Source organism: Sulfobacillus harzensis, assembly GCF_012933365.1.
Taxonomy (GTDB): domain Bacteria; phylum Bacillota; class Sulfobacillia; order Sulfobacillales; family Sulfobacillaceae; genus Sulfobacillus_B; species Sulfobacillus_B harzensis.
Window position 1 is genome coordinate 1 of the sequence record NZ_JABBVZ010000055.1, and the last position, 23,245, is coordinate 23,245.

Here is a 23,245-nt window from a genome sequence, read left to right on the forward strand (position 1 = left end):
TCGGAGAGCCGGATGTGGGAAAACCACAAGTCCGGTTCGATGAGGGGACGGCCCCGCAAGGGGCCTCCTACTCTACCGCGTGAGATGGCGGAGGTCCAGGAGTTGCTTGCCGCGCCGGCGCACGGGCGCTAGCTCTTCCTTGTAAAATAGCTGCCCCAAGCGGTACGCATCGACCGCATCCGTCTTGACTTTCCGCAGACTTGATTGCTTGGCCTGGTACGGAATAAGTGGATTGAGGAGAATATAGGCGTACCCATGATCCTCGAGAAATCGGACGACTGGGACATGATACGGCCCGGTGGACTCCAAAATAACGGTCGGCGGGCAACCCGTCTGCGCGGCGAGATCGTCGAGGACGGTCTGCAATCGCGCCAAGTCTTCCTGGGTATGAACAATCTGAAACGATGGGCCATAGGGACGGCCCTTGTCGAGAAACGCTTGTCCTTCGGTAACGCGCCTTGGCCACGTCCAGGCCCACTACAGGGGTCATACAGATTCGTCCTTCCTGGAAATTTGCCGGTAGCCTCCTAATCCGAGCTTGTCGTGCCATAGCTTCGCGTGTGGCTCAAAGCCCAACAAGCTTCAAACATGCGTCGACAAGTAGGAGGGTGGACAGTTTAGCGCACGGGTTCGCAACCCACGGGCCGGGACGTCCACCCGGCTACCTTCATCCAACCCCGCTCAGACAACGAGGTCAACCAGTTTCCTGGTGACCTCATAATACGAACGGGCCGGATAGTCCGCCATTCGCATCGTTAAGTATATGGGAGAGAGCGGGGATGTGGTATGCTTTCGGTAAGAATTCCTTACCGGAGGCCAGAACCATGGAGACGTCTCGAGTGACCACCAAAGGACAAGTCACGATTCCCCAGAAAATTCGCGAGCGGTTCGATATTCACGCCGGCGATGTGCTGGCGTTTGTCAGCGCAGAGGACGGGACCTTGCGGGTGCAGAAGCTGAACCTGCCCGATGTGGAGGGCGCGCAAGGTCGCCTGGGGGCCATCGCGGCCGCCGAAGGCATTACCGAGGAGGATGTCTACCGCTGGGCCCGCGAGGTCCGGGCAGAGCAATGGACAGAACGGCAGAAGGATCCCAAGGATCCCAAGGACCCTAAATAATGCGCGTGCTGTGGGATACCAATGTCGTGGTGGCGGGTTTGGTATTTGCGCGAGGACAGGCGGCACAGGCCCTCTATAGCGGGTGGGAACGCTGGTCCCAACTGTTGATTACCCAATGGATCGATGCGGAAGCGGCACGCATTCTTGCGGCCAAGTTTCATGCCCCGGAGGTATGGCCCGGCGTGCGATCACGGTTTATGGTACTCGCAGACCCGCCGGATGCCACGATAGCCGAGTGGGCCGACGTCTTGCGGGATCCGCAGGATGCGCCGATTGCGGCGGCGTGTGTCTGGCACCAGATCACCCACTTGGTCACCGGTGACAAGGACCTACTGGAAGATCCGGCGTCCTTACGCGACTGGACGAGTATGGGGTCCACGTCTTGAGCGTTGCCCATTGGCTGGACATGACGCCCTAAGTGGCTGTGTTTGCTACCACGGAGATTAAGGAGTTCCATAGGCGCACTCGGGGGCGTATGTCCCCTAAGGCGTGTCACCGGTGACGACTGTTGGTCGACCCACAGGTCATTGTATAATTAGTCAAAGGAGATGAGCGGCATGGCCCGATACACTGTGGTGGTGGAGCAGGGCGACGGCGAATTTTTTGCCTATGTGCCGGCCTTGCCTGGTTGCACGAGTGTGCGACAGACGCGGGGGCAAGCACTGGACAATCTGGTGGACGCCATCCATCTGATCCTGGGCTATCTCGCCGAACAGGGCATTCCCGTGCCCGATTCGGTGGAAACGATTGCACAAGTCGAGGTCGACTGATGCCGCCGCTTCCACGCCTCACCGCGCGAACTGTTGCAAAAACTGCATCGGTTGGGATTCATTGATGTGCGTCAGAGCGGTAGCCATTTGTTGATCCGTCATTTCAGTAACCCGCAGCGCTATGCCATTATCCCGATACACAGTCGCCGAACAATACCTCCGGGTACCCTGAAACATATTTTGGACTCCGCCCAAGTGACCAAAGTGAAGTACCGACTCAGGCCGTGTGGCATCAATTTTTCACAACGGGCCTGGGTGTCGTAAAGAGTCGCAAGTGGGGCAGCACCGTCACCGGTGGTGGGAATTTCGTCGGACAGGCAAAACTTGTCGTGACTTGGGCTACGGGGCACCAATCCCACAAAGGCTATGCTATCTATCGCATTCGTGCGCTGAAATAAGGCCAGCGGTTCCATGGTCCCACGCGCTCTATGAATTGATAGCAGTAGACACGCCTGCCGCCAGCCCTCGTGCCGCATGTTCGATACGCCGTGCGTTTGTGAAATCCTACGAATCAGCCAACATACGGGGCGACATCAGCCCGCCAATGGCCCCGCGTTGCCGGATTGGAACGAGCGGAATTGAGATTGGATATTGCGGGATAGCACCGGAATACGGGTAGTTTTGGCTAAGTCATGGTTCCGAACGGGCGACAAGATATGAATAAAACAACAGCCAGCGTGATGATGATTCCTTATGCCGTCGGGGCGGCTATGGATTAATTGAAAAATTTGGCTGCCTTTTTGCCATTCCCGATTGCTGATCGGCACTCGGGGCGGGATAATGAGGTATGAACCAGACGAATCAGACCGCCCCTCGTTATCAATTGGGACAAAGCGACACCTATTTATCACCAATCGGCCTGGGGACTTGGCAGTTCAGCCAGGGACAGGGCTTGGTGGGTCGGTTTTGGCCTAAGCTTGAGCCTGCGTTAATGATGTCAATTGTGGAAGAAGCTTTGAATCACGGCATCAATTGGTTCGATACGGCAGAAGTTTATGGCCGGGGCAAGTCGGAAGAAGCGTTGGCTCAAGCGTTGGATGATCTGCGCGTTGCACCGGACCAGGTTGCCATCGCCACAAAATGGTGGCCGGTGCTGCGTTCCGCACGCCATCTGGAGGCGACCATTGATGAGCGGCGCCGCCGCCTGCACAATCGCCCCATCACCCTCTATCAGATTCACCAACCGTATTCGCATTCCTCGGTCAAGGAGCAAATGGAAGCCATGGCCCGCCTACTGGACCAAGGGCTCATCCGCCATGCCGGAGTCAGCAACTTTTCGGCCGCCCAGATGGTGGAAGCGGCGAAGCATCTGAAGTCCCATGGCTATGCATTGGCTTCCAATCAGGTTCGCTATCATCTTTTGGATCGGCGCATTGAAGAAAATGGGGTGATCCAGGCGGCTTTGGATTGGGGAATCACCATTATCGCCTATTCCCCGCTGGCTCAAGGGGTGTTGACGGGGAAATTTCATAATGGGGCGGCACGGCCCGGCGGTATGCGGCGGTTGGATCCTCACTTTCGGCCCATGATGCTGGCCAAAACGGAACCTTTAATCGAGGAACTTCGACAAATGGCTCAACGTTACCATGTCAGCCCCGCACAGGTGGCGCTGAATTGGGTCATTACCTACCCCGGAAACCGTGTGATGGCTATTCCCGGGGCCACGCGCGTCAGCCAAGCCGCGCAAAATGCCGGGGCTATGGGGTGGAGCCTCTCTCCCGGCGATCGCCAAGCGTTGACCGATATCGCCCGAGACGTCACGCGTTAGCGTCGCTCGTCGAAGCGTGTCGCGTAAAAGTCCCCGATTACGGAAGGAAATTGTTGCCGTTTATGGAAGTTGTCCTCCACTTTGTTGTAAAGGGGGACATTCATGATTACAGATCATAAACGTTCTGGATGGCTTTATGGGGCCTGGGCGTTGGGGCTCTTGGGCATCTCCAGTTTGGCGGCTGTGCCAGGAGGATTGGTGGAGGCGGCCGGGCCGACGACCAACCTTCCTGCGCAGGCCAACATGGTGTCGCCACAATCCCTAAAGCAGGCCCAGTCCAAAGGGGACCTGAATCGGTCGTCGCCTTGGACCTTCTACCTTACCCTTCCCTCAAAAAATGCCGCTGGACTGAGCACCTATGCCAATGCTGTGAGCGATCCAAACTCTCCTCTGTATCAGCACTTTCTCACGCACTCGGAACTCATGCAGCAATATGGACCGAACGCGTCGGTGGTCCGCCGCATCAGCGCGTACTTGCGGCAGCATGGGTTCCAAGTGTCTGAGACCGGTCAAATGCTGGCCGTCGAGGGGACGGCAGGACAGGTGGACGCCCTCTTCACCACTCATTTGGCCAAGTTTCAGCGTCATCGGCATGTCTTCGTGGCCCCCAATTCGGCCATTACTATACCGAGCCCATTGCGCGCCGCGGTTGGGATTAGTGGACTGGTGGTCCACACGTTGATGCCGCGGATACCCTCTAGCCTCAAGCCGGCTCTGAAAATGCCGTTGGTGCGATATGCGCCGGCGGGAACCATGCGCCCCACTCCGCCGGGCAATACTCATACCAGCACCCAAAACGGCTTGACGGTGACCGCTCAACGCATTTCCAACGGCCCACGGGTTCCGGGGATGGCAGTGCGGTACTTGGTGACGGTCACGCAAAATGGCGTTCCCGATCAAAACGCCGCTCTCGAGGGTGTCAGTGGCCCCATTCAAGGCGCCGCCTCGGTGGTTGACTCTACCTTAACCAACAGCGCTGGGCAGTTCGTGATGGACTTCTCGCTGTCCCAAGCGCAGGCGGTGAGTCTTCAACTGACGGTTATAGACACCTCTACCCATGCGACCGCCAGCGTGCAGCTGCCGACGGCGGTGTTCCAAGGACCGTCGGCCAAGACCACAACGGCCGCCAGCCTATTCGGGCCATCGGCAAGCGGCACCATTTTGGCGCCATGGAACCCCGCTTCCAACTCGGTCGTCAGTGCCGTCAATGGGCAGTCTTTGGAGCAGCAGACTGCCCTGCACGGTCCGGCGAGCTTGGCCGTCTATACCGCAGGCAATGTGGCGAGCGTGTCGGAGCAGGATGTGAATGCCTTTGCCCAGAAATTCGGGTTGACCCCGCCCAATGTCAGTGTGGCCTACACCGGACCGAACGCGTGCACGGTGGCTACCTGCGGGCAGCCCACCATGGCTGCCATCGAGGAGGAAGAAAGCCTTGATATGCAAATGATGGAGACCGCTGCCCCTGGTTCCAACATCCAAGTCTATGAGGCGGGAAGCTTGCGGAGCGCGTTGAATCAGGTCGTGTCCCAGGACACGGCCAAGGTTTTCTCCATCAGCTATGGTGGAGGCGAGGATGTGGAAGAAGCTTACGCTCCGGGGGCTCAAGCCTCATGGGACCTTTTCGCTGAGGAAGCCAACATCGAAGGGATTACCATCTCGGTATCGGCCGGCGATAGTGGCGCCTTTGAAGGGACAGAATACGGTGATATGACTCCTCAACCGTCATATCCGGCCAACTCCCCTTATGTGAGCGCCTTGGGCGGGACTGAGGCGTCGGTGAACCCCGACGGGCAGGTCAACCAGATAGCCATGTGGGGCGGCAATATCGGCCGCGAGTTGTCCACGCCGGAACTCCTGTCGTTCCTCAGCATGGAAAACATGATTGCCGGCGGCGGCTACAGCACTCTGGAGCCTCGACCCAGTTATCAGGACCAAGTGGTGCCGCCGTACCTCGGGCGCGGCAATCCGGATTTCTCGCTCCCCGCATCAGTGGTAACTCCGGGCTATTTCGCATATCTCGGAGGCCAGACTTATTACGTGGGAGGAACCAGCGCAAGCGCCCCGTTATTTGCGGGATTCGTGGGCGACTTGACGCTGCAAGTAGGTCATGCGCTGGGGAATGTGAATCCCGTCGTCTACCAACTAGCGGCTAAGGACCCGGCCGTCATGTCAACGGCGTCCTACGGCAACAACGGGGTGTACAGTGTGACCCCCGGCTACAACGCCGCCACGGGGCTCGGCGAAATCAACGTCGGTGCGTTGGCCCAGGCTCTGTCGCCCCGAGGTCCGGCTCCCGGCCCAGGACCCGCGCCCGGACGGGGACCTGGCCCGCGACGATAGCGAACAAAATGGGGACCTCCGCCTCAGCGCGGGGGTCCTTCTTCTATGCGGCATGTCTAATTTTCTTAGGCCCGGCGTAAGCATGGACAAAGAGGAATCCTCCCTGTGCGCCGAGAACTTTCGATAACTCATAGGGAGGGGACAACATGCAGACATGGATTGGGCTCTTTTGGGGATTTTTTAAGGTGGGCATTTTGGGCTACGGGGGAGGCCCCGGCTCGATCGGGCTGATCCAGGCGGTAACGGTGGACGGCAACCACTGGATGACCAGCCAGCAGTTTGCCGAAATGCTAGCCGTCGGCAATGCTTTGCCCGGACCCATCGCCACCAAGTTGGCGGCGTCCATTGGCTATCAGGTGGGTGGGCCGATAGGCGCGGTGGCCGCCTTATTGGGCGTGGTGCTGCCGTCGTTGGTGTTGATGTTAGGCCTTTATCGCGTGCTCTTAATATATAAAGCCAATCCCTATGTGGCTGGCCTTATTCGCGGTGTGAAGCCGATCGTCATCGTGTTGTTGTTGCTTTTAATTATTGAACTCATTCCGAGTTCTTTTCCCAAGGACCGGTGGCTTGTGCCGACTATCTTTTTGGTGGGCGGGTTCGTTACCATGTACTGGCTGAAAATCCCGGCGGTGTGGGTAATTTTGGCCGCCATGGCTGGAGGAGCGTGGTTTTTGCGTTGATTAAGCGGCTCGGAATGACGCGCGACTTGTGGTGGATGACGTTGGCCCAAGGCCTTTGGGGACTTGGTTTCGGATTGTATGGGCTTTTGTTCCCGCTCTACATCGAGAAACTCGGCGGCGGGCCCGTAATTGTGGGCCTGATGAGCACCGTCTCCGGCATCATCACCGCGTTTGTCGTCTTTCCGGGCGGATGGCTGTCGGATCGCGTGGATCGCCGTACCGTTCTCATCTGGGGGTCGATCGTGGCCGTTCCGGTTCCTTTCCTGTTTGCCATGGCGCCCCATTGGGAATGGCTGATTGTTGGAGTTGTGCTCTATTTTGGCTCCGCGTTTTCTGTCCCCACCACCCAGGCGGTGGTGGTCTCCGAGGCATCTCCGAATAAATTATCAACAGCCTATAACGTGGTCATGAGTGTTTTTGGTGCTGGCATGGTCATCGGCCCCACCATCGGCGGATATCTGACCTCTCATTATTCCTATCAATTGGTTTTCATCCTGGCGGGCATCCTCTATGCGCTGTCCACATTGGCAATGGCGCAAATTCAGCCCCATCCCCCCGTTCCCATTCAAAAGACCCATCAAGTCGAGTGGCGGCCGAAAACTCGGCCGCGCTATTTTCAATGGGTCATTTTTTCCGCAGGATTGGCCACGGTGCAGGGTATCGCCTGGCCATTTGTGGTACCCTACTGGAAAACAGTAGGACATTTGTCGATAGAAACCATCGGGGTCTTGGGGTCGATCGCCATTTTGGCAGCGACGGTCACGGGACCGATATGGGGACGTGTGGGTGAGAAATTGGGGATTCCCCGGGCACTCGGCGCGGGACTGGGACTCTTGGTTGTGGGGTGGATGGCGCTCCTATGGGCCCCCGAGAGCATAGGCTGGGGCCTCTTTTCCGGTCTGATGCGCGGCGTTGGCGAGGGTTCCCGGGGATTGCAAGGGGTGGCGGTCGGCCGCGTGGCGCGGCCGGGCGAAATTGGCACGGCATACGGTTTTTACAATCTGGTGACAGAATTAGCCGGGGCTCTGGCCCCGCTACCGGGGGGACTCTTGTTTCGCAACTGGGCCTACGCCCCGTTAGTCATTGCCACCTTCTTTACGGCTATTATTGCTTGGTGGTTGTGGAACGGCCTTCCCGGACGACCAACACCGGCGCCTCCCATTACCCCATAGGAGGACATCGTTTGTTCAAACGCCTGTTTTTAGTATTTTTGCTGGTCCCCTTAGTGGAACTGGCGCTCATTTTTCTTCTCGCCCATTTTATTGGTTGGTGGGCGACCCTAGGCATTACGGTGACCTCGTCGCTGCTGGGCGCCTATCTGGCCAAAAAAAGCTGGCACACGTGGTGGCAGCAGGTTCGCCTGGAATGGAGCCAAGAAGGGTTTCCCGTTCACAGACTGGGCGAAGGAGCCATCTTGGTGACCGCCATGGCGTTCATGATTACCCCTGGCCCCCTGACCGGCATTCTAGGTATTCTCTTTACCATTCCCGCCATTCGTGAACGGGTATCTCGGGTGTTGGTCCGATGGCTGTCGAATCGTGTCGTTGGCCGTTTCCTGCGTTAAAAGGGCATCCAAAAAAGAGGAATTCGCCTCCCCATCAGGAATCGCTCTCACTAAAGCTTCTGAGAAAAGAGGCGAAATGGTGAGAACGGAGTCTGAACAACGCCAATGGGTGACCGCTGTAATCGATGCGTGGCCTTATACCTTGGATGAAATAGAGCATGCGGTGTACTCGGCATTAAATATTGCACAAAAAGTGACCATCGTGGTTCCTGACTTGCTTGCGCCGTACGGCCCTGAGGACTTTTCCGAGTTGCCGGGGGAGGTTTTGCGCCTGCCTTTTTGGGGGACCTTCACCACCATGCGAAATCAAGCCCTGGCCCGTGTGAACACCCCTTGGGCGCTTCTCCTGCATGGCAACGAGGAGTTTCAAGCGCGGGACGCTGGCCGGCTGCTCAGCGCCCTGGAACCGGAAAGTCCCGGCATCTATCGTCTGATCGTTGCCACCGGTGCCGCGGGACAGATTTTGGCGGAGCCGGTGCGGCTTGTCCCAGTGATGCCCCAGATCCGCTTTTCCGGCCGTATTTGGCCGCAAATCACGGGCAGTTTGATTGAATATGGGTTTCCTATCCGCTCGTTGCAAGCACATGTCTACCGACTTGAAAATCGTGTCTCGACTCTTGAGGCTACGCGCCGATTGCGCGCCGAGTTGGTGCGGTTGGAAGAGTTCGAACCCCGTCAATGGCGCGCCAACCTAGCCCTGGCGGTTCTTTCCTGGGCGGAACACCGTTACCAGGAGGTAGTGCAGCGGCTCGCGCGGGTGCCACGTGGAGCGTCGATAGACGGAATCCGCATCGCTGGCGGCATTGGGGTGTTGGCATCTTTGGAACAAGGCCAGCCAGAGGCGGCTTTGCGTCAGTCGCGAAAGCTTCTCGAGCGTCACCCCGATTGGGCTGAGCTTTGGAGCCTAACCGGCCAAGCCGAGATGGCGCTGCAACGCTGGGATCGGGCGATGATCGCCTTTGCCCAGGCTTTGACGCTTCGAGAGGTGGACTTGCCGCACATGGAGCCAGGGTATGCCACCTCGAAGGCTCGTCTTCGCTATGCGGAGGCGGAATTGGCGGAAGGCCGGCTACGCACTGGGTTGGCGCGGCTGATGAATCTCATCGAGGATTATCCGGGGTATCGAGCGGCCTGGCAGACAGTCCTGGCCCATCTTCGCGGAGCGAATGTCGAAGAGGTGTTTTCGACCATGGCGACCGTGATTGCGCCCTCGAAAATTCGACAATTTTTTAGCCTCTTGAACAAGCCCAGTGACGACGAGCGTCCACTCAAAGAATGGCTCGAAACGCGACAATTCCCGTACTAAATTCTTCATCCAAAAGAAGGAAATGGCAGGAAGCTGTCGAAAGGTGAAGTATCGGAAAACAAATTCCGACATGGGGGGGTTATCATGTCGAGCAAGTCGCTGGCTTTCTTCCAAGACGGGCAGGCTGTCGAATTATCGGCGCCAATTTTTAGCCGGCCGCGGACCAAGCGGCGGGGTCGCCGCAGCGAATCCGACCGCTATTTTCCTAATGGAATGATTAAGCCAAGCCGTGATGAATTATTGCAATTTATCTTAACCCATGTGCTGTACCAGGTCGACGCGACCGTGGGAGGGCCCATCTTTTGCAAACACATCATGAAACCGAACCGAGAGCGTAATCGAGAAAGCATGTACCATGTGGTTTTGGGACCACACACCTGGACTGGCGTATGGGAAGTGGTTGGCAACCGTCGGATGTTTGACATTCGCGCGGAGTATTTGCCGAACGAAAGCACATGGGTTCCACAAATTCAATTATCTCCGGGAAATTATATTGGCGTGGATAACTTGAACGGCATTGAATTGGACCCCATTCGGCTCCGGCGCGAAATTATTCGCCGCGGATTTGCCACCCCTGAGGAATATGACCGCTTCACCGGCGGTGTTTCAAATCGGTACCGGGCAATCCCCTTTGCCGAACGAGGAATCTGGATGTAGGGGGATTTCCATGCGTTTGGACGTCAGCGCCTTAGGCGGCATTATCTTTGGAGTTATTGCCTTGGTGGGAGGGTTTGTGCTGGAAGGCGGCCGGGCCGGGGCTTTGTTGCAGGGTACGGCGGCGATGATTGTGTTTGGCGGCACCATTGGCGCTACGGCCGTCTCCTTCTCGCTCGATGAGCTGAAGCAAGTCCCGGGGCTTTTCCGAATGGGGTTGACGCGTTCAACCTTTGACCCGGTACAGCTCATCGAGCAGTTGGTGCGCTACACCGATATCGCCCGCCGGCAGCAGCCGCTAGCACTCGAGCCGGAAATTGCCTTGGCCAACGACCCCTTTCTGGAAAAGGGGCTGCAGCTCATTGTAGACAACGCCGACCCGACGTTCATGCGGCAAATGTTGGAGACCGACATTTACGCGCAATCCAGTCAACAGAAGATGGGAGCCTCCATCTTTGAGGCGGCCGGGGGCTATGCTCCAACCATGGGCATTGTGGGCACCATCATGGGCTTGGTGCATGTTTTGGGCGAGTTGACGGGAAACCCCAACGAGCTGGCCTCCGCCATCGGCTTGGCCTTCATTGCCACGCTATATGGGGTGTCAAGTGCGAATTTAGTTTGGCTGCCATTAGCGGGGAATCTGAAGAACAAGGCCAAGCATGGCACCCTGATGCGCCAAATTGCGCTTGAGGGTCTCTTGTCCATTCAGCAAGGAATGGCGCCCTCGATGCTGCGTGACAAGCTGATGAGCTTCATCCGGCCCTCCGGTGGACCCGGGGTCTCCAGCGATGCCGGTGCACCGGCCGGGGAGGTCCAAGTCTCATGATGGAGGAGGAGCACGAAGAAGGAGGCGGTGGTGAAGGCGGCGGCATGATGCGCTGGCTTATCACCTATGCCGACTTAATTACGCTGCTGCTTGCCTTCTTCATAGTGCTGTACGCCATGAATCGCACCGAGCAGATTAAGTTCTCGCTGGTGGCGCAAGCCCTGGCCCAGAACTTTGATTCCAACAGCATTGTGGGCAGCTCGCCGGGGCCTTCGATTGTGACGGGGAATAGTGGGACGCATGCCCAGCGGGCACAAAAGCAGCAGTTACAGTCGCTGAGTCATCTACAAACGAAATTGCAAACGGCGATTGACAAGGCGGGGCTCGGAAACGAGGTAGCGGTCACCAGCAATGAGCGGGGCGTCGAGGTGAGTTTGGACGCGACCACCCTGTTTAAGCCGGGATCGGCTGAGCTTTCCCCGGCCGCGATGGCTTTGATGGGGTCGATAGGGCGGGTGCTGGCCACGGTGCCAAACGATATTGAGGTGGTGGGCTATACGGACTCGACCCCCATACACACCAGCCGCTATCCGAGCAATTGGCAACTGTCCGCCATGCGGGCGGCCAACGTGGTGTATCAGTTAAGCCGGGTGCCCAAGATTGGCCCACAGCGGTTGTCATTGGCGGGTTTCGGGCAGTACCATCCGGTCGCCAGCAACAGCACGGCGGCTGGACGCGCGAAGAATCGGCGAGTCAACATTTTGGTGCTGCGTCAGGATGTGGCTCAAGTCGCCATAGGGCAAGGGCCGTAAGGAGGAGATAGGGATGGGAGTTGGACCGCTTAGCAATGTTACAGATGCTGCCATCGTCGCCACCATGAATTTAAGCCGGCAGCAGGAGCTTTATATCACCAATGACTTGGCCAACTACGACACGCCAGGGTTCAAGGCCCAGAATCTGTCCTTTCAGGGTCAGTTGGCTAAGGCGCTCGGCCAAGGTCCGTCAGCGGTAGCGCAGGTCGCAGGTACGGTGGTGACTACCCCCGGTTCCGTGGGCAATAACGGCAACAGCGTGTCGATGACCTCTGAAATGGCGGACTTGGCCCGCTCGCAGCTTCTCTATGAAACGGCCGTGCAGGCCTATAACCAGAAGACGACCGAAATAAAAATTGTAACCGAAGGGAAGGCGCAATAATGTTCGATGGATTGAACATTTCCTCGACCGGTATGGTGGCGGAATCGTTCCGCCTGTCGGTGGTGGCCAACAATCTCGCTAATGCCGACACGACCGTCACCCCACAAGGCGGCCCATACCGCAGCGAATATGTGACCTTTCAAAGTCTAGCTGCAGCGAAGTCCGGCCCTAATGCCGGGATCGGTCAAGGGGTGCTGGTTTCCGGCCTCCATCAGGACCAGACCCCGTTCAAGGTGGTCTACGATCCGACCAGTCCGCAGGCTAATGCTCAGGGAGACGTGCTGTATCCCAATGTCAACCTACAGACGCAAATGGTGGATATGATTGAGGCGTCCCAAGCCTATCAAGCTAATGTCAGCGCGTTCAACTCCGCCAAGTCCATGGACTTGAAGGCGCTCACCATCGGGTCGTAGCCATGGCCTTGCCGTTGACGCTGCTGCCGCCCATCACCTTGGGCGGAAGCCAACCCGTCAAAGCCAGCCTCGCCTCCAACTTTGGAACGCTGTTGGGACAAGCGGTTCAAGGATTGGAGCAGGGTCAGAGCTCGGCCAACCAGACCATTCAACAAGCCATGGCGGGCAATGTGAGCGTCACCCAAGCCATGGTGGCCATGACCGAGGCCCAGAGTGCGCTGGATGTGGCCACATCGGTTCAAAACCAGGCGATTTCGGCCTATCAGAGCATCATTAACATGCCGTTGAGCTAAGCCGAGGAGAATTCAATGAATGATCGTGCTCAAGCGTTTTTAAGCCGCCTGCGTGAATGGTGGAAGAGCCAGCCCTCGTCCAAGAAATTTCGCTTGGGCGGTCTTGCGGCGCTCGGCATTGCCCTCTTGGTAGCCGGTTGGGCTGTCGTTACCAGCCCCGACTGGCAGCCGTTGTATACGAATTTAAATGCTCGCACTGCGGGGCAAATCACCGCCCAGCTCAACACTATGAAAATCCCGTATCAACTTACTCAAGGCGGCTCCACGGTCGAGGTGCCGAAAAAAGACGTTAACCAAGTCCGGGTGTCGTTGGCGGATCAAAACATTCCTTCCACCAGCGTGGGGCTTCCGTCCAATTCGCTCGCCTTTAGTCTCGGCGAAACCTCGCAGGAAATTCAGCTGACGCAATTAGCCGATTTAGAGGCGACTCTGGAGGCCACCATCAACAGCATAAACGGGATTCGATCCAGCCGGGTATTGATTAACCAGCCGTCGCCGAGCCTCTTTGGGGAAACGCAGTCCTCCGCCACGGCGTCTGTTTTTGTGGATTTGGCGCCTGGAGCCTCGCTCTCACCCGGTCAGGTCCGCGGCATCATGAACTTGGTGGCTCATTCCGTATCCGGACTCAACGTCAATCAAGTGTCGGTTGTGGACCAGGCCGGCACAGTCCTTTCCGCCGGCGTCCTCAACAATACGGCAGCAGCCAGCGTGTCGGGCATGTCGGGAGCGGAATTGTCAGCCGAACGGCAAGTGTCCTCACAAATCCGCAATAATGTACAAAGCATGCTAAGTCAAGTGCTGGGCCCAGGCAACGCGGTGGTCCAGGTGAGCGCCATTTTGAACTTTAATCACTCGACCGTGCATTCGGTGCAATACGGCCATTCGGTCTTGTCGTCGAAGCAGGTTCAGACCAAAACCAGCACCGGATCGACGCCGCCCTCGACCCCAGTCGGGACGGCGGGCAATACCCCTACCGTGACTACCTCCACGGCGCCTTCGTCCAGCAAGTCCAGTAGCCAGACGACCATTAGCAACTATAAGGTAGGCTCCACAACCACGGACGAGACAGTTCCCGCGGGTCAAATTCAGCGGCTGACGGTGGCCGTGGTTGTGGACAAGAAGCTGAGTGCTGCCGAGACGCGGCAGCTGAAGAGTTTGGTCGCAAATGCTGCCGGCGTCAATTTGAAGGCGGGGGATCAATTAACGGTCGTGGGCATGCCGTTCAACCGCACCGCTGTTTCTCAAGCCGTCGCCGCCATGCAAAAGGCACAGCGAGCGCAGAGCATTCGGCAGGCGGTACTCGTGGCGTTGGCCGCGGCGGCGCTTTTGGTGGTCATCCTGCTTATTCGCCGTACGTTGAAGAACCGCCCCGCGCCGGAAGTTCCGGTGATGACTCTCCCCACGGCCGTGGGAGCTCAGGAAGACTTTCAGGAGCCGATGTCGGTGGCAGAGTTGCTGAATGAAATGCGCGCCGCTAAGGAACCCACCATTTCCGACCAGGCCCGCCAACGACTGGATGAAATGGCCAAAAACGATCCGGAAACAGCGGCCCGCCTCCTAAAAGCTTGGATGGAGGACGAAAGTTAGCCAATCCCCATGCGACCAGATTCGAAAGGAGGACGACAATGCAGCCCAACCGAGCCATAATCCAACATCAACCGGCCCGAGTGGCGTTGTCGCCTCTTGCTGCGCGAGGGGGTGGGCTCAGTGGATAAGGTGCTGGGCGCCCGCAAGGCCGCGGTTTTGTTGCTCAGTATGGGGGCTGACGAGGCAGCCGGCATATTGCGCTATATGAAGCGCTCTGATGTCGAGGCGATCACGGTTGAAATCGCCAAGATGAAGCGTGTTGATCCGCAGTTTCAAGACGAAGTCTTAAGCGAGTTCTATCACTTGAGCCAGGCTGACCGACAAATTGCCGAGGGTGGTGCTGACCTCGCCAAAGACATGTTGGAGCGGGCCTTTGACGATCAGCGGGCCACCGAAATCATGCACCGGCTGCGGAATTTCCTGCAGAAGCGTCCGTTTGAGATGCTCCGTAAGGTGGAGCCGCAGCAAATTACCGCCTTGGTGCAGGATGAGCACCCGCAAACCATTGCCGTCATCTTATCCCACACCGAACCGGCGCAATCCGCGGCGGTGCTGTCTGCGCTGCCCCCGGATTTGCAGACAGACGTGGCGCGCCGCATTGCCCTGATGGGGCGGGCAGCGCCTGAGGTCATCAAAGAGGTTGAGGCGCTGATCGAGCAGAAACTGTCGGATTTGGCTGCCGACGAGGCGAGTGGGGGCGGAGGCGGTTTGAACGTGATTGTGCCTATTTTGAACAACACCGAACGATCCGCCGAGCGGCTCATCATGTCGCGTCTGGAGGAGCAGCATCCGGAGCTGGCCGAGAATATTCGCAATCGCATGTTTGTATTTGAGAACATTGTGCAGTTGGATGACCGGGCGATTCAGAAAGTGCTCCGCCGGGTGGACAACAAGACTTTGGCCATGGCACTGAAGGGAACAGCGCAAGATATTGTCTCACGGATCATGAAGAATCTGTCCCAAAAAGCGGCGGAATTGCTTAAGGAGGACATCGAGGTGTTGGGGCCCGTGCGTATTCGGGACGTGGAGCAGGCCCAGCGCGAGATCGTGAACATCATTCGCCAACTTGAGGATCAGGGCGAGATCATCATTTCACGGGGGGAGAAGGATGATTTCATCCTCTAGAGTGCTCAAAGCCCATCAACAGACTGTGGGCCGCCAACGGGTGGCGGTGGAAGTTCGTCTGCCGGACCCTCCGGCCGATTTCGAGCCGGAAATTACGGAAGTGGTCAGCGAGGTGGTAGACCGGGCCAAAAGTGAGGCCCGCGCGATCATTGAAGAAGCCGAAGCCCAGGCGGGGGCGTTGCGCGAACAGGCCCAAAGGGACGGATTTGACGCAGGCTACCAAGCCGGGATGGCGGATGGCAAAAAAGCGGCAATCGAATCATGGCAGGCCATTCGGCAACAGTTAGAGGAGCCCTTGCTCTTGATGGCGAAGACACGCGACTATTTGGGCCGCCTCAACGACGAGAGCACTCTGGCGCTGGCGGCTGCGTTGTCGTTGGCCGTCTACTCGCGATTAAAGTTGGAGCGGTTGGACGTCATCACCGCCTATATTGAGGAACTCGCGAGCACCGTCGACGGGCAAAAGGTGACGTTGTTTCTTGACCCCACCTGGGGCCCTCGGCTTAAGGCATTAGAGGAGCTTCTGGAAACGTCGGTGCCCAATTTGGTGGTGATGGTTGATGACGCCCTGGCTCAGGGCGTCATGCGCGTGGAGGGCGAGGCGGGCGGAGCGTTGGGCGGACCCTGGGTGTCTCTCAAGGCGTTGCTTGAGGAGGTGCTGGGATGATTGATCCAGCCCGTATCGAGCGCATTCCCGCTGACCGCCGCTTTCAGCGCTTCGGCCGCATTGAGGCCGTACGGGGACTATCGGTCGTCAGTCGGGGACCGCGAGCGGCCATTGGCGAGATTTTGTGGCTGATGGACGGCGACCGTGAGGTTACCATGCTGGAAGTTTCGGGGTTTCTCTCCGAAGGGCGGCTCTTGTTAACGCCCTACGGGGACCTGACGGGTTTACGACAGGGTATGATGGTGCGCGCAACGGGTCGGAGGCTTCGGGTTCCCGTCGGCACCGGACTGTTGGGGCGGGTGGTGGACGGCACAGGGGCCCCCTTGGACGGCAAGCCACCGCTCACCACGCGGCGTGAGGAAATTACGCCCGCTCCTATCGCACCCTTAGAACGAAAGCCTATTGACGCGCCGCTGTGGACGGGAATACGGACCATTGACGGGATCTTAACGCTCGGACGGGGCCAACGGGTGGGAATCTTCGCCGGTGCCGGCGTGGGGAAGACCACCCTGCTCCAGCAAATGTTGGAAGGCACTAGTGCGGACGTGGCCGTGGTAGCGCTGATTGGGGAGCGTGGCCGTGAGATTTCCGAATTCTATCATGCCCTGGCTGCTGAGGCCTTGGCCCGTACTGCCATCATTGCCGCCACTTCGGACAGCCCCGCCATCTTGCGCCTGCGCGCTATGGATACCGCCTTTCGGGTGGCGGAGGCCTTCCGCCAAGAGGGGCGGGACGTAATGATGGTCGTTGACTCTTTGACCCGGGTAGCCATGGCGCAGAGCGAAGTAGGGCTCGAAAGCGGAGAATTGGCGGCTGTTCGGGGCTATACGCCCTCCGTGTTTCACCTATTGCCGCGGGTGCTGGAACGGGCTGGACGCGTCGGTCAGGGCAGCATTACCGGCATTTTTACCGTCCTGCTAGACAGCGACGACCCCACCGATCCGATTGGCGACGCGGTGAGAGGCATTCTTGACGGCAATTTGTATCTTGACCGCCGTCTAGCCGAGCGAGACCATTTTCCGGCCATTGACGTCTTGAAATCCTTGAGCCGTGTCATGCCCGACGTGACGGAGAAGAGTCACCAACGGCTGGCGTCACGCGTGCGCCGCGTGTTGGCGCGTTTAGACAAGAGCGCAGACTTGGTCATGCTGGGGGCCTACCATCCTGGCAGTGATCCGATTTTGGATGCCTGCCTTCGCATTGAGCCTGATTTGACGGGATGGATGACGCAGGCTGTCGATGAATTTTGCACGCCAGAAGAAACCTTGGCCTCCTTGGAGGAGATTTTGTCCCGGGAATCGGCCTTGGAGTCCGCATGATCTCGGTACTCATCGATCTGGCGGGACAAGAGCGGGATAGGCTGCGCCACGAACTGGCATCTCTCGTCGAGGAACAGCGTCTCATTGCCCAACAACGGGAACATTGGCACCTCTCCATGACTCGAGCTCCCGAGACCATGGCATCGGGCGGAGATATTGCCCAATGGCTGGCTTTTGGAGCCCGAGCCGACAAGCAACTGCAAATCCTGGAAGAAAAGGATTTTGTTGTCGAAACGCGAATAAGTGAGTGTCGAGAGGCGCTGATCCGCGTGATCCGCCGTATCGAGACACTCGAAACCATCATGGAGCGGCGGGAGCAGGAGCGCCTGAAAACGCTTCAACGTCGAGAGGTCCGAGGGTTAAGTCAGCGTGGCGTCGCACGCCGTGCCAAAGAGGAGGCCGAGAGGGAGCCGTGGGGCTAGATCCGAATCAATCGGTACACATCGTGTTTACGAACCGGACAGTCCAGAGCCGGGTCATCCGCTCGGTACGGGATGAAGTCTACATTGACGCACTGCGTGACGCAGAAATGGAGCTCACTCCGCTGCCGGGGCAAAAGATCCCTATCCGTTGGTCGGAGGATGAAACCCTCTACCAACAGTTCGGCAAAGTGACCGATGTGCTCGATCCGATTCCCATCATTGTCGTCAAATTGGAAGGTACACCGCGGGTGGTGGAATTCCGCAAGTCGTTTCGGGTCAAGGTGGCGCTGCCCTTGGAATACGGCTTGGTGCGGCCTGATTCTGAGATGTTGGTCACCACCACAATGGACGTGTCCTCCACCGGGCTCCGCTTTCCGAGCGCTGTCAAGGTGTGGGCAGGACTCGAACTCAAAATGCAACTCAGAGTGGAACAGCGCATTTTGCAAATTGTCGCGAAGGTCGTGCGCGTCGCCGCCAAGCCGCGCGAGGTGCGAGGACGGCAAAGCTGGGAAACGGCAGTTCAGTTCACCCATATTTCCATTGCCGATCGCAAATGGTTGGAACAATATGTGCGACGTCAGCACGCCCGCATGCAAGTCGGACGATAACAGGAAGGGGGGTGAGGCCCAAAGGGAAGGCCACTGAAAGGAGGTGAAAATGATGAATGTCATGATGCCGGTAGAAACTCCGAAGATGGAGTCGGGTCGGCCAACGCCGAAAACGGCGTCAGACTCCGGGTTTGCAGAACTGGTCAAGGGACGTTCCGGGAAGGTCAAGTCGAAATCCGGGCGAAGAGACGTTCGCACCGAGGGGAAAACCCACCGGGCAGCCAAAGCTCACAAAAAAGCGGTTAAAGTCGCGTCAATCGGCAATCCGACGCCCTCCCAGGCAGTGCCGCTTCAACGGGTGTCCAATTCGAAGGCCAAGCCTGCCGCTCACGGGGCCGAATCTCGGATCGTTAAAGCGACAAGCGACCCCAAGGCGAAGGCCCGGCGTTCGGTCGTTCCGTTGGCGGTCAAAACTGCGGTGACGAAAGCAACAACGCGTCGTCTCAGCATACAACGGATATCTGGGAAGGCTAAGTCCCCGAGTGAGCCCAATCAGGCTCAGATGAAGGCCAAGGTCACGCCGGCACCAAGCGCTGACCATCACGCGGCTACGGCTAAAGCGAAGCCCGAAGCCCGTTTGGAGCCGACCGTGTCCGCGAGGATTCAGGACAAGCTTCCGAAGGCCACCGCCAAGGATGCTTCCAAGACGGCGCCGAAAGCTCCGGCAATATCCGCTTCCCGGGGGCGAAGCCTGAAGGTTAAGGTGCATCGGATGCCATCAGGGGGTTCGGATTCGACAGGGATTAAGCCGTTGGCGACCAGCGCTTCTCCAAGCTTTGCGGAAGCTAGTAAGGCGCACCATGCCGCAGCAACCAAGGTTCATTCCGTCGCTTCGCCGGTGACAGCCCAACACAAGGCGACGGCCACACCGCCAGGATGGAAGATCCAGGCCACGCGTGTGGTGCAGCAGGATGGCGTCAAGCGGTCCTCTTGGTTGATTCGGCCGCCGTTCGACGGTGGGCAGCCCCTGAAGATGGAATTGACCCAGCAGGGGTCGAAGCTCAAGGCCGACTTGACCGTGAGTGCAAGCCAACTGGCGCTCGGGGTCATCAACACCAGTCCCACGGCTCTGCCACACCAAGCGGTGCACCTGCCCGATGGGGTGTCCACGTTGGAATTCTCCCTGCTTCTGCAAGGTGGTGGGCAACAGGGGACGATGGGAAATCCCGGACAATCCGGACACGGCCAAAGTGGACACGAGATGATGCTTCCCTGGCAGTTTCAAACCGAACGGGCAAGCACCATGCCATCCATGATAACAGGACTTCAGACCGACGGCGTGGACTATCGCGCCTAACGTTGATTGAAAGGAGGGCATCATGAGCATTAATCCCACAACGCCGCCGATTGGCGTCAGCGGAACGGGGAGCACAACGGGGACGCCAGCCAGTTCCACGAACAGCTCGAGCGGCATCGGAAACCTCGGCTCCCAGCTCAACGAGCAGTCGTTTCTAACCCTTCTGTCGGCAGAACTCAAGTACCAGAATCCGTTGCAACCGATGAACAACACGCAGTTTGTTGCGGAGTTGGCCCAGTTTTCGCAGCTCTCGGCGGTCACTAGTCAAACCTCGACACTGCAGCAGATTCTGTCCGCAGTTCAGGGAAACAGCACCAATATTGTGAGCGCAAGCCAATTAATTGGCAAAACGGTGACCACCACCGACGGCAAAAGCGGGCAAGTGACAGCCGTTTCTACCGGCTCGAACGGTGTGAACTTTGACGTGTCAGGAATCGGGACTGTTAAGGCGAGCGACATTCAGCAGGTGAGCGAGTCATGAAGCCGATTCAGGGCGTAGAGATAAGCTCTCAGGCGAATGTCGCGTCCAGCACTCGGAGTGCAGCACCGGGATTCAAGAATCTGGTTGAGACCCGAGTAAGCTTCAGCCGCCATGCCGCGGAACGTATGCAGGCACGAAACATTACGCTTTCCGGAAAAGAGATGGCGCTTCTCCATCAGGCCATGGGCGAAGCCAAGGCCACAGGCGCGAAGCAGGCTGCAATCGTCATGGATCCGGGCATATTCATCGTTGCGCCGCAAAACGGCACGGTGATTACCACCGTGTCCCAAGCCGGAATCGATTCGATGCAAACCATCTCCAATGTGGACGCGCTGGTCGTGGTAGGCCGGACCTCTTCTGAGGGCGTCTCGTCCCCCCGACCGACTGACGGGGGACAGCCAGCGCCCGTCCATTGGAGCCTCATCCACTCGATGGAAGATTAAGGAGGCCACTCATGTCAGGAAGTATGTACGCGGCCATTTCAGGCCTGAACGCGGACCAGGCCCTTTTGGGCACGGTGTCCGAAAATATCGCCAACGTGAACACCGTGGGCTACAAGGCCAGTTCCATGACCTTTGCCCAGGCCTTACAGCAGACCCTGTCGGGTGCTTCCGCACCGACGGCGTCAATCGGAGGCATCAACCCGGTGCAGGAAGCAGCCGGTGGGGCGGTTAATGTTGCCGGGGTGCAGATCAACACCAACGAAGGTTCACTACAGTCGACCGGGATTAATACAAACTTGGCCATTCAGGGGAACGGCTATTTTGTGGTCAAGACGTCGCAAGGCGGCTATGCGTATACCCGCGCTGGCGACTTCAGTTTGGATGCCAATGGCAATCTAGTCAATCCGGAGGGCGATCAAGTGATGGGCTGGTCGCCCACCACGGTTCAGAACAAAGCCCAGACGGGCACTAACATGGTTCCCATTGCCATCAAGCCCAACCAGACCCAACCAGCGACTGCGACGAAGAATGTGACCGTGACAGGAAACATCAACAGTCAGGACTCGACGGTTTCAGTGCCTATCACGGCTTATGATTCGCTGGGCAACCAAATTCCCATCACATTGACATTTACACAGTCGACCACGAATCCTGGGACATGGAACGTCGCCTATTCCTACACCGCTGCAGGAGCAAACACGCCGACCACCGGCAGCGCCGGGACAGTGGCCTTTAGTTCTAGTGGTGCGGTGTCCAGTGGGGGAACAGGGACGACTATCACCGTCAACGGGCAGGCCATCAATCTAAATTACTCGGGGATGAATGACTTTGCCATGTCGTCCAATCTGAGCGCGTCTGCTGACGGCAATCCGGCCGGTACGCTGGAGAACTTCACCATTGGATCGGATGGCACCATCACGGGTAGTTTCTCCAACGGCGGTACGCAAGTGCTGGGGCAGGTGGCGCTGGCCGACTTCACCAATCCCGGCGGTCTTCTGAACATCGGCAACACTGTCTGGCAACAGTCTCCCAACTCCGGTACGCCGATTGTCGGCACTGCCTCCACAGGGCAGTTGGGCAGCATTGCTGCAGGTGAGTTGGAGGGCTCCAACGTGAGTCTGGCCAACGAGTTCGTCAACATGATTATTGCCCAGCAGGGATATCAGGCGAACTCCAAGGTTATCACCATCTCGCAGACGCTGGATACCACGTTGGTGAATGCCATTCAATAGGTTGAACCCACTCAGAGGACCGGAGTGTGTTCCGGTCCTCCTTTTTTCCCGGAGTATAGGTGGATTAAGAATCCATTTGAGTTGGAGACAGGAAGTCGCGTCATTCTTGTCGAAGTATGCGAGAACGAAGGAGTGGTAACCGTCGCATAGGGTAAAGAACGGCTTGAGCAGGTGAAAGCGCGAATTCTCGGGGTTGTTCTCAACACAGCCTTAAGCTGCAAGAGGACAGGGCCTACAGCTACTACTATGGATACGCGGACAAGACGCCGTCTTAGGCGAATGAGGCAGGAGCCAAATCGCGCCAATGAAGGGTGACATGATTGAGTGGCCAAAAGATTCCTGGGACCTTAATGGTTTTGGGGTTGTTGGGGATTGTGTCGGGTTGTGGCTCAGGTGCCAAACCGGCATCGGCGCCGAGAGCGATTCATTCTCACGCCTTGGTGAAACCAACCGTCTCGCCTTCGGCGTCGAACGCCCAGATCACGCAGTCGGTAACCGCAACATCCGCCGTGCATTTTGATACGACAATCAGCCAGGCGATGCAGTACCTCAAGGACCAGTCCGTCATTCCCGTGTTGATGGCACCGACGGAGCCCGGTTTTGCGCCTGTGACCCCGCACTTGGCTGCCATGGCCAACGGCCACGGCAACAACTATTCGGTCAATCTTTTTGTCAGCGACAAGCGACTGCCTATCAACAGCTCGATTCTATCCACAGCTCCCTATGAACAGGCCGACGCGATCGTAGGCTCATTTGGCGCGGTTCGCTACACGTCGCCAGCCGTGGCCGAGGCGGCTCTCTATCAGAGCCCAAGTCAATCGATTGCCCCTGCATACCAGCCACCGCCCAACGTGTCCGCCGAGACGGTTAATCTCGGCAAAGGGATTCTGGGGACTGAATATGCGGGGGCCTCCCTGAGGGCACCGCTGGTGTTGTGGCACGAAGGCGATTGGACCTTGGAAGTATGGGACGGTACCCCTGCGGAAGATGTGGCGCAAGCGGAGAAATTGGTTCGCTATTTGCATACCCATCTGTTGCCGGAAACGTTTGGGGTTCTGGGCGAGAATATTGCCCGTGACGGCCATCATACGACGGCCGAATGGCTGTTTGGCAGCACGATTTGTGCGCCCAGACAAGCTGGGATGCGCCAGCGAGTGAAATTCTCGTCGTCGAAGGACTAGCCACCCACGACGAAGCG

At 57.9% G+C, this 23,245-nt stretch carries 27 protein-coding genes and 1 pseudogene; 27 read left to right on the forward strand and 1 reads right to left on the reverse strand.

All coding sequences use genetic code 11. The annotated features are described in order from the left end of the window. Window positions 1-75: 75 nt before the first annotated feature. Window positions 76-490: pseudogene (locus HIJ39_RS14380) on the reverse strand (IS110 family transposase); the annotation flags it as partial. Window positions 491-824: 334 nt separating this feature from the next. On the opposite strand from HIJ39_RS14380, the gene HIJ39_RS14385 reads away from it, so the two are divergent. The 27 genes from HIJ39_RS14385 (at window position 825) to HIJ39_RS14515 (ending at window position 23,228) form a co-directional block, all read left to right on the forward strand. Beyond that, a complete protein-coding gene (locus HIJ39_RS14385) occupies window positions 825-1,118 on the forward strand; it encodes an AbrB/MazE/SpoVT family DNA-binding domain-containing protein (protein WP_169100896.1) in 294 nt (97 codons plus the stop codon). Continuing rightward, window positions 1,118-1,504, forward strand: coding sequence for a PIN domain-containing protein (locus HIJ39_RS14390; RefSeq protein ID WP_169100898.1), 387 nt, complete (start codon window positions 1,118-1,120; stop codon window positions 1,502-1,504). Before HIJ39_RS14385 ends, HIJ39_RS14390 begins: the two co-directional genes overlap by 1 nt. A gap of 171 nt (window positions 1,505-1,675) precedes the next feature. Further along, window positions 1,676-1,888 (forward strand): type II toxin-antitoxin system HicB family antitoxin, encoded by a 213-nt coding sequence (locus HIJ39_RS14395; RefSeq protein ID WP_169100900.1) that lies wholly within the window; start codon window positions 1,676-1,678, stop codon window positions 1,886-1,888. 33 nt (window positions 1,889-1,921) lie between these two features. Then, window positions 1,922-2,152, forward strand: a complete 231-nt coding sequence (locus tag HIJ39_RS25190; RefSeq protein ID WP_207711690.1) for a type II toxin-antitoxin system HicA family toxin — start codon at window positions 1,922-1,924, stop codon at window positions 2,150-2,152. A gap of 523 nt (window positions 2,153-2,675) precedes the next feature. Then, window positions 2,676-3,656: an aldo/keto reductase gene (locus HIJ39_RS14405; protein WP_169100902.1), complete on the forward strand. Its 981-nt coding sequence runs from the start codon at window positions 2,676-2,678 to the stop codon at window positions 3,654-3,656. A gap of 102 nt (window positions 3,657-3,758) precedes the next feature. Then, on the forward strand, window positions 3,759-5,996 hold the full coding sequence (locus HIJ39_RS14410; protein ID WP_169100904.1) for a S53 family peptidase: 2,238 nt from the start codon (window positions 3,759-3,761) through the stop codon (window positions 5,994-5,996). Between the two features lie 146 nt (window positions 5,997-6,142). Continuing rightward, window positions 6,143-6,676 (forward strand): chromate transporter, encoded by a 534-nt coding sequence (locus tag HIJ39_RS14415; RefSeq protein ID WP_169100906.1) that lies wholly within the window; start codon window positions 6,143-6,145, stop codon window positions 6,674-6,676. Continuing rightward, the gene (locus tag HIJ39_RS14420; protein WP_243239705.1) at window positions 6,673-7,848 is read left to right on the forward strand and encodes an MFS transporter; all 1,176 of its coding nucleotides are present in this window, start codon (window positions 6,673-6,675) and stop codon (window positions 7,846-7,848) included. The genes HIJ39_RS14415 and HIJ39_RS14420 overlap by 4 nt, the downstream gene beginning before the upstream one ends. A gap of 11 nt (window positions 7,849-7,859) precedes the next feature. Then, a complete protein-coding gene (locus HIJ39_RS14425; protein ID WP_169100907.1) occupies window positions 7,860-8,240 on the forward strand; it encodes an FxsA family protein in 381 nt (126 codons plus the stop codon). Between the two features lie 76 nt (window positions 8,241-8,316). After that, window positions 8,317-9,546 (forward strand): tetratricopeptide repeat protein, encoded by a 1,230-nt coding sequence (locus tag HIJ39_RS14430; RefSeq protein WP_169100909.1) that lies wholly within the window; start codon window positions 8,317-8,319, stop codon window positions 9,544-9,546. Window positions 9,547-9,630: 84 nt separating this feature from the next. After that, the gene (locus tag HIJ39_RS14435) at window positions 9,631-10,203 is read left to right on the forward strand and encodes a hypothetical protein (RefSeq protein ID WP_169100911.1); all 573 of its coding nucleotides are present in this window, start codon (window positions 9,631-9,633) and stop codon (window positions 10,201-10,203) included. Between the two features lie 10 nt (window positions 10,204-10,213). Next, window positions 10,214-11,026 carry a flagellar motor protein gene (locus HIJ39_RS14440; RefSeq protein WP_169100913.1) on the forward strand — a complete coding sequence of 271 codons (813 nt, stop codon included), beginning with the start codon at window positions 10,214-10,216 and terminating at the stop codon, window positions 11,024-11,026. Further along, window positions 11,023-11,778 carry a flagellar motor protein MotB gene (locus tag HIJ39_RS14445; RefSeq protein WP_243239707.1) on the forward strand — a complete coding sequence of 252 codons (756 nt, stop codon included), beginning with the start codon at window positions 11,023-11,025 and terminating at the stop codon, window positions 11,776-11,778. The genes HIJ39_RS14440 and HIJ39_RS14445 overlap by 4 nt, the downstream gene beginning before the upstream one ends. A gap of 13 nt (window positions 11,779-11,791) precedes the next feature. Beyond that, window positions 11,792-12,160, forward strand: coding sequence for a flagellar basal body rod protein FlgB (locus tag HIJ39_RS14450; protein ID WP_169100915.1), 369 nt, complete (start codon window positions 11,792-11,794; stop codon window positions 12,158-12,160). After that, complete coding sequence (gene flgC, locus HIJ39_RS14455; RefSeq protein WP_169100917.1) at window positions 12,160-12,573, forward strand: flagellar basal body rod protein FlgC; 414 nt, start codon at window positions 12,160-12,162, stop codon at window positions 12,571-12,573. The genes HIJ39_RS14450 and flgC overlap by 1 nt, the downstream gene beginning before the upstream one ends. 2 nt (window positions 12,574-12,575) lie before the next feature. Continuing rightward, window positions 12,576-12,866 (forward strand): flagellar hook-basal body complex protein FliE, encoded by a 291-nt coding sequence (fliE, locus tag HIJ39_RS14460; protein WP_169100919.1) that lies wholly within the window; start codon window positions 12,576-12,578, stop codon window positions 12,864-12,866. A 15-nt stretch (window positions 12,867-12,881) separates the two neighbouring features. Then, window positions 12,882-14,453 carry a flagellar basal-body MS-ring/collar protein FliF gene (gene fliF, locus HIJ39_RS14465; RefSeq protein WP_169100921.1) on the forward strand — a complete coding sequence of 524 codons (1,572 nt, stop codon included), beginning with the start codon at window positions 12,882-12,884 and terminating at the stop codon, window positions 14,451-14,453. A gap of 120 nt (window positions 14,454-14,573) precedes the next feature. Then, window positions 14,574-15,578, forward strand: a complete 1,005-nt coding sequence (fliG, locus tag HIJ39_RS14470; RefSeq protein WP_169100923.1) for a flagellar motor switch protein FliG — start codon at window positions 14,574-14,576, stop codon at window positions 15,576-15,578. Further along, window positions 15,562-16,245: a flagellar assembly protein FliH gene (locus tag HIJ39_RS14475; protein ID WP_169100925.1), complete on the forward strand. Its 684-nt coding sequence runs from the start codon at window positions 15,562-15,564 to the stop codon at window positions 16,243-16,245. The genes fliG and HIJ39_RS14475 overlap by 17 nt, the downstream gene beginning before the upstream one ends. Continuing rightward, window positions 16,242-17,564, forward strand: coding sequence for a FliI/YscN family ATPase (locus tag HIJ39_RS14480; protein ID WP_169100927.1), 1,323 nt, complete (start codon window positions 16,242-16,244; stop codon window positions 17,562-17,564). Before HIJ39_RS14475 ends, HIJ39_RS14480 begins: the two co-directional genes overlap by 4 nt. After that, window positions 17,561-17,986, forward strand: a complete 426-nt coding sequence (locus HIJ39_RS14485) for a hypothetical protein (RefSeq protein ID WP_169100929.1) — start codon at window positions 17,561-17,563, stop codon at window positions 17,984-17,986. The genes HIJ39_RS14480 and HIJ39_RS14485 overlap by 4 nt, the downstream gene beginning before the upstream one ends. Continuing rightward, complete coding sequence (locus HIJ39_RS14490) at window positions 17,977-18,594, forward strand: PilZ domain-containing protein (RefSeq protein ID WP_169100931.1); 618 nt, start codon at window positions 17,977-17,979, stop codon at window positions 18,592-18,594. The genes HIJ39_RS14485 and HIJ39_RS14490 overlap by 10 nt, the downstream gene beginning before the upstream one ends. Window positions 18,595-18,643: 49 nt before the next feature. After that, window positions 18,644-19,891 (forward strand): hypothetical protein, encoded by a 1,248-nt coding sequence (locus tag HIJ39_RS14495; RefSeq protein ID WP_169100933.1) that lies wholly within the window; start codon window positions 18,644-18,646, stop codon window positions 19,889-19,891. A gap of 22 nt (window positions 19,892-19,913) precedes the next feature. Continuing rightward, window positions 19,914-20,372 carry a flagellar hook assembly protein FlgD gene (locus HIJ39_RS14500; RefSeq protein WP_169100935.1) on the forward strand — a complete coding sequence of 153 codons (459 nt, stop codon included), beginning with the start codon at window positions 19,914-19,916 and terminating at the stop codon, window positions 20,370-20,372. Continuing rightward, window positions 20,369-20,815: a flagellar hook associated protein gene (locus tag HIJ39_RS14505; protein ID WP_169100937.1), complete on the forward strand. Its 447-nt coding sequence runs from the start codon at window positions 20,369-20,371 to the stop codon at window positions 20,813-20,815. The genes HIJ39_RS14500 and HIJ39_RS14505 overlap by 4 nt, the downstream gene beginning before the upstream one ends. Window positions 20,816-20,826: 11 nt before the next feature. Continuing rightward, a complete protein-coding gene (locus tag HIJ39_RS14510; protein ID WP_169100939.1) occupies window positions 20,827-22,047 on the forward strand; it encodes a flagellar hook protein FlgE in 1,221 nt (406 codons plus the stop codon). A 320-nt stretch (window positions 22,048-22,367) separates the two neighbouring features. Beyond that, window positions 22,368-23,228, forward strand: a complete 861-nt coding sequence (locus HIJ39_RS14515; RefSeq protein WP_169100941.1) for a hypothetical protein — start codon at window positions 22,368-22,370, stop codon at window positions 23,226-23,228. Window positions 23,229-23,245 lie beyond the last annotated feature (17 nt).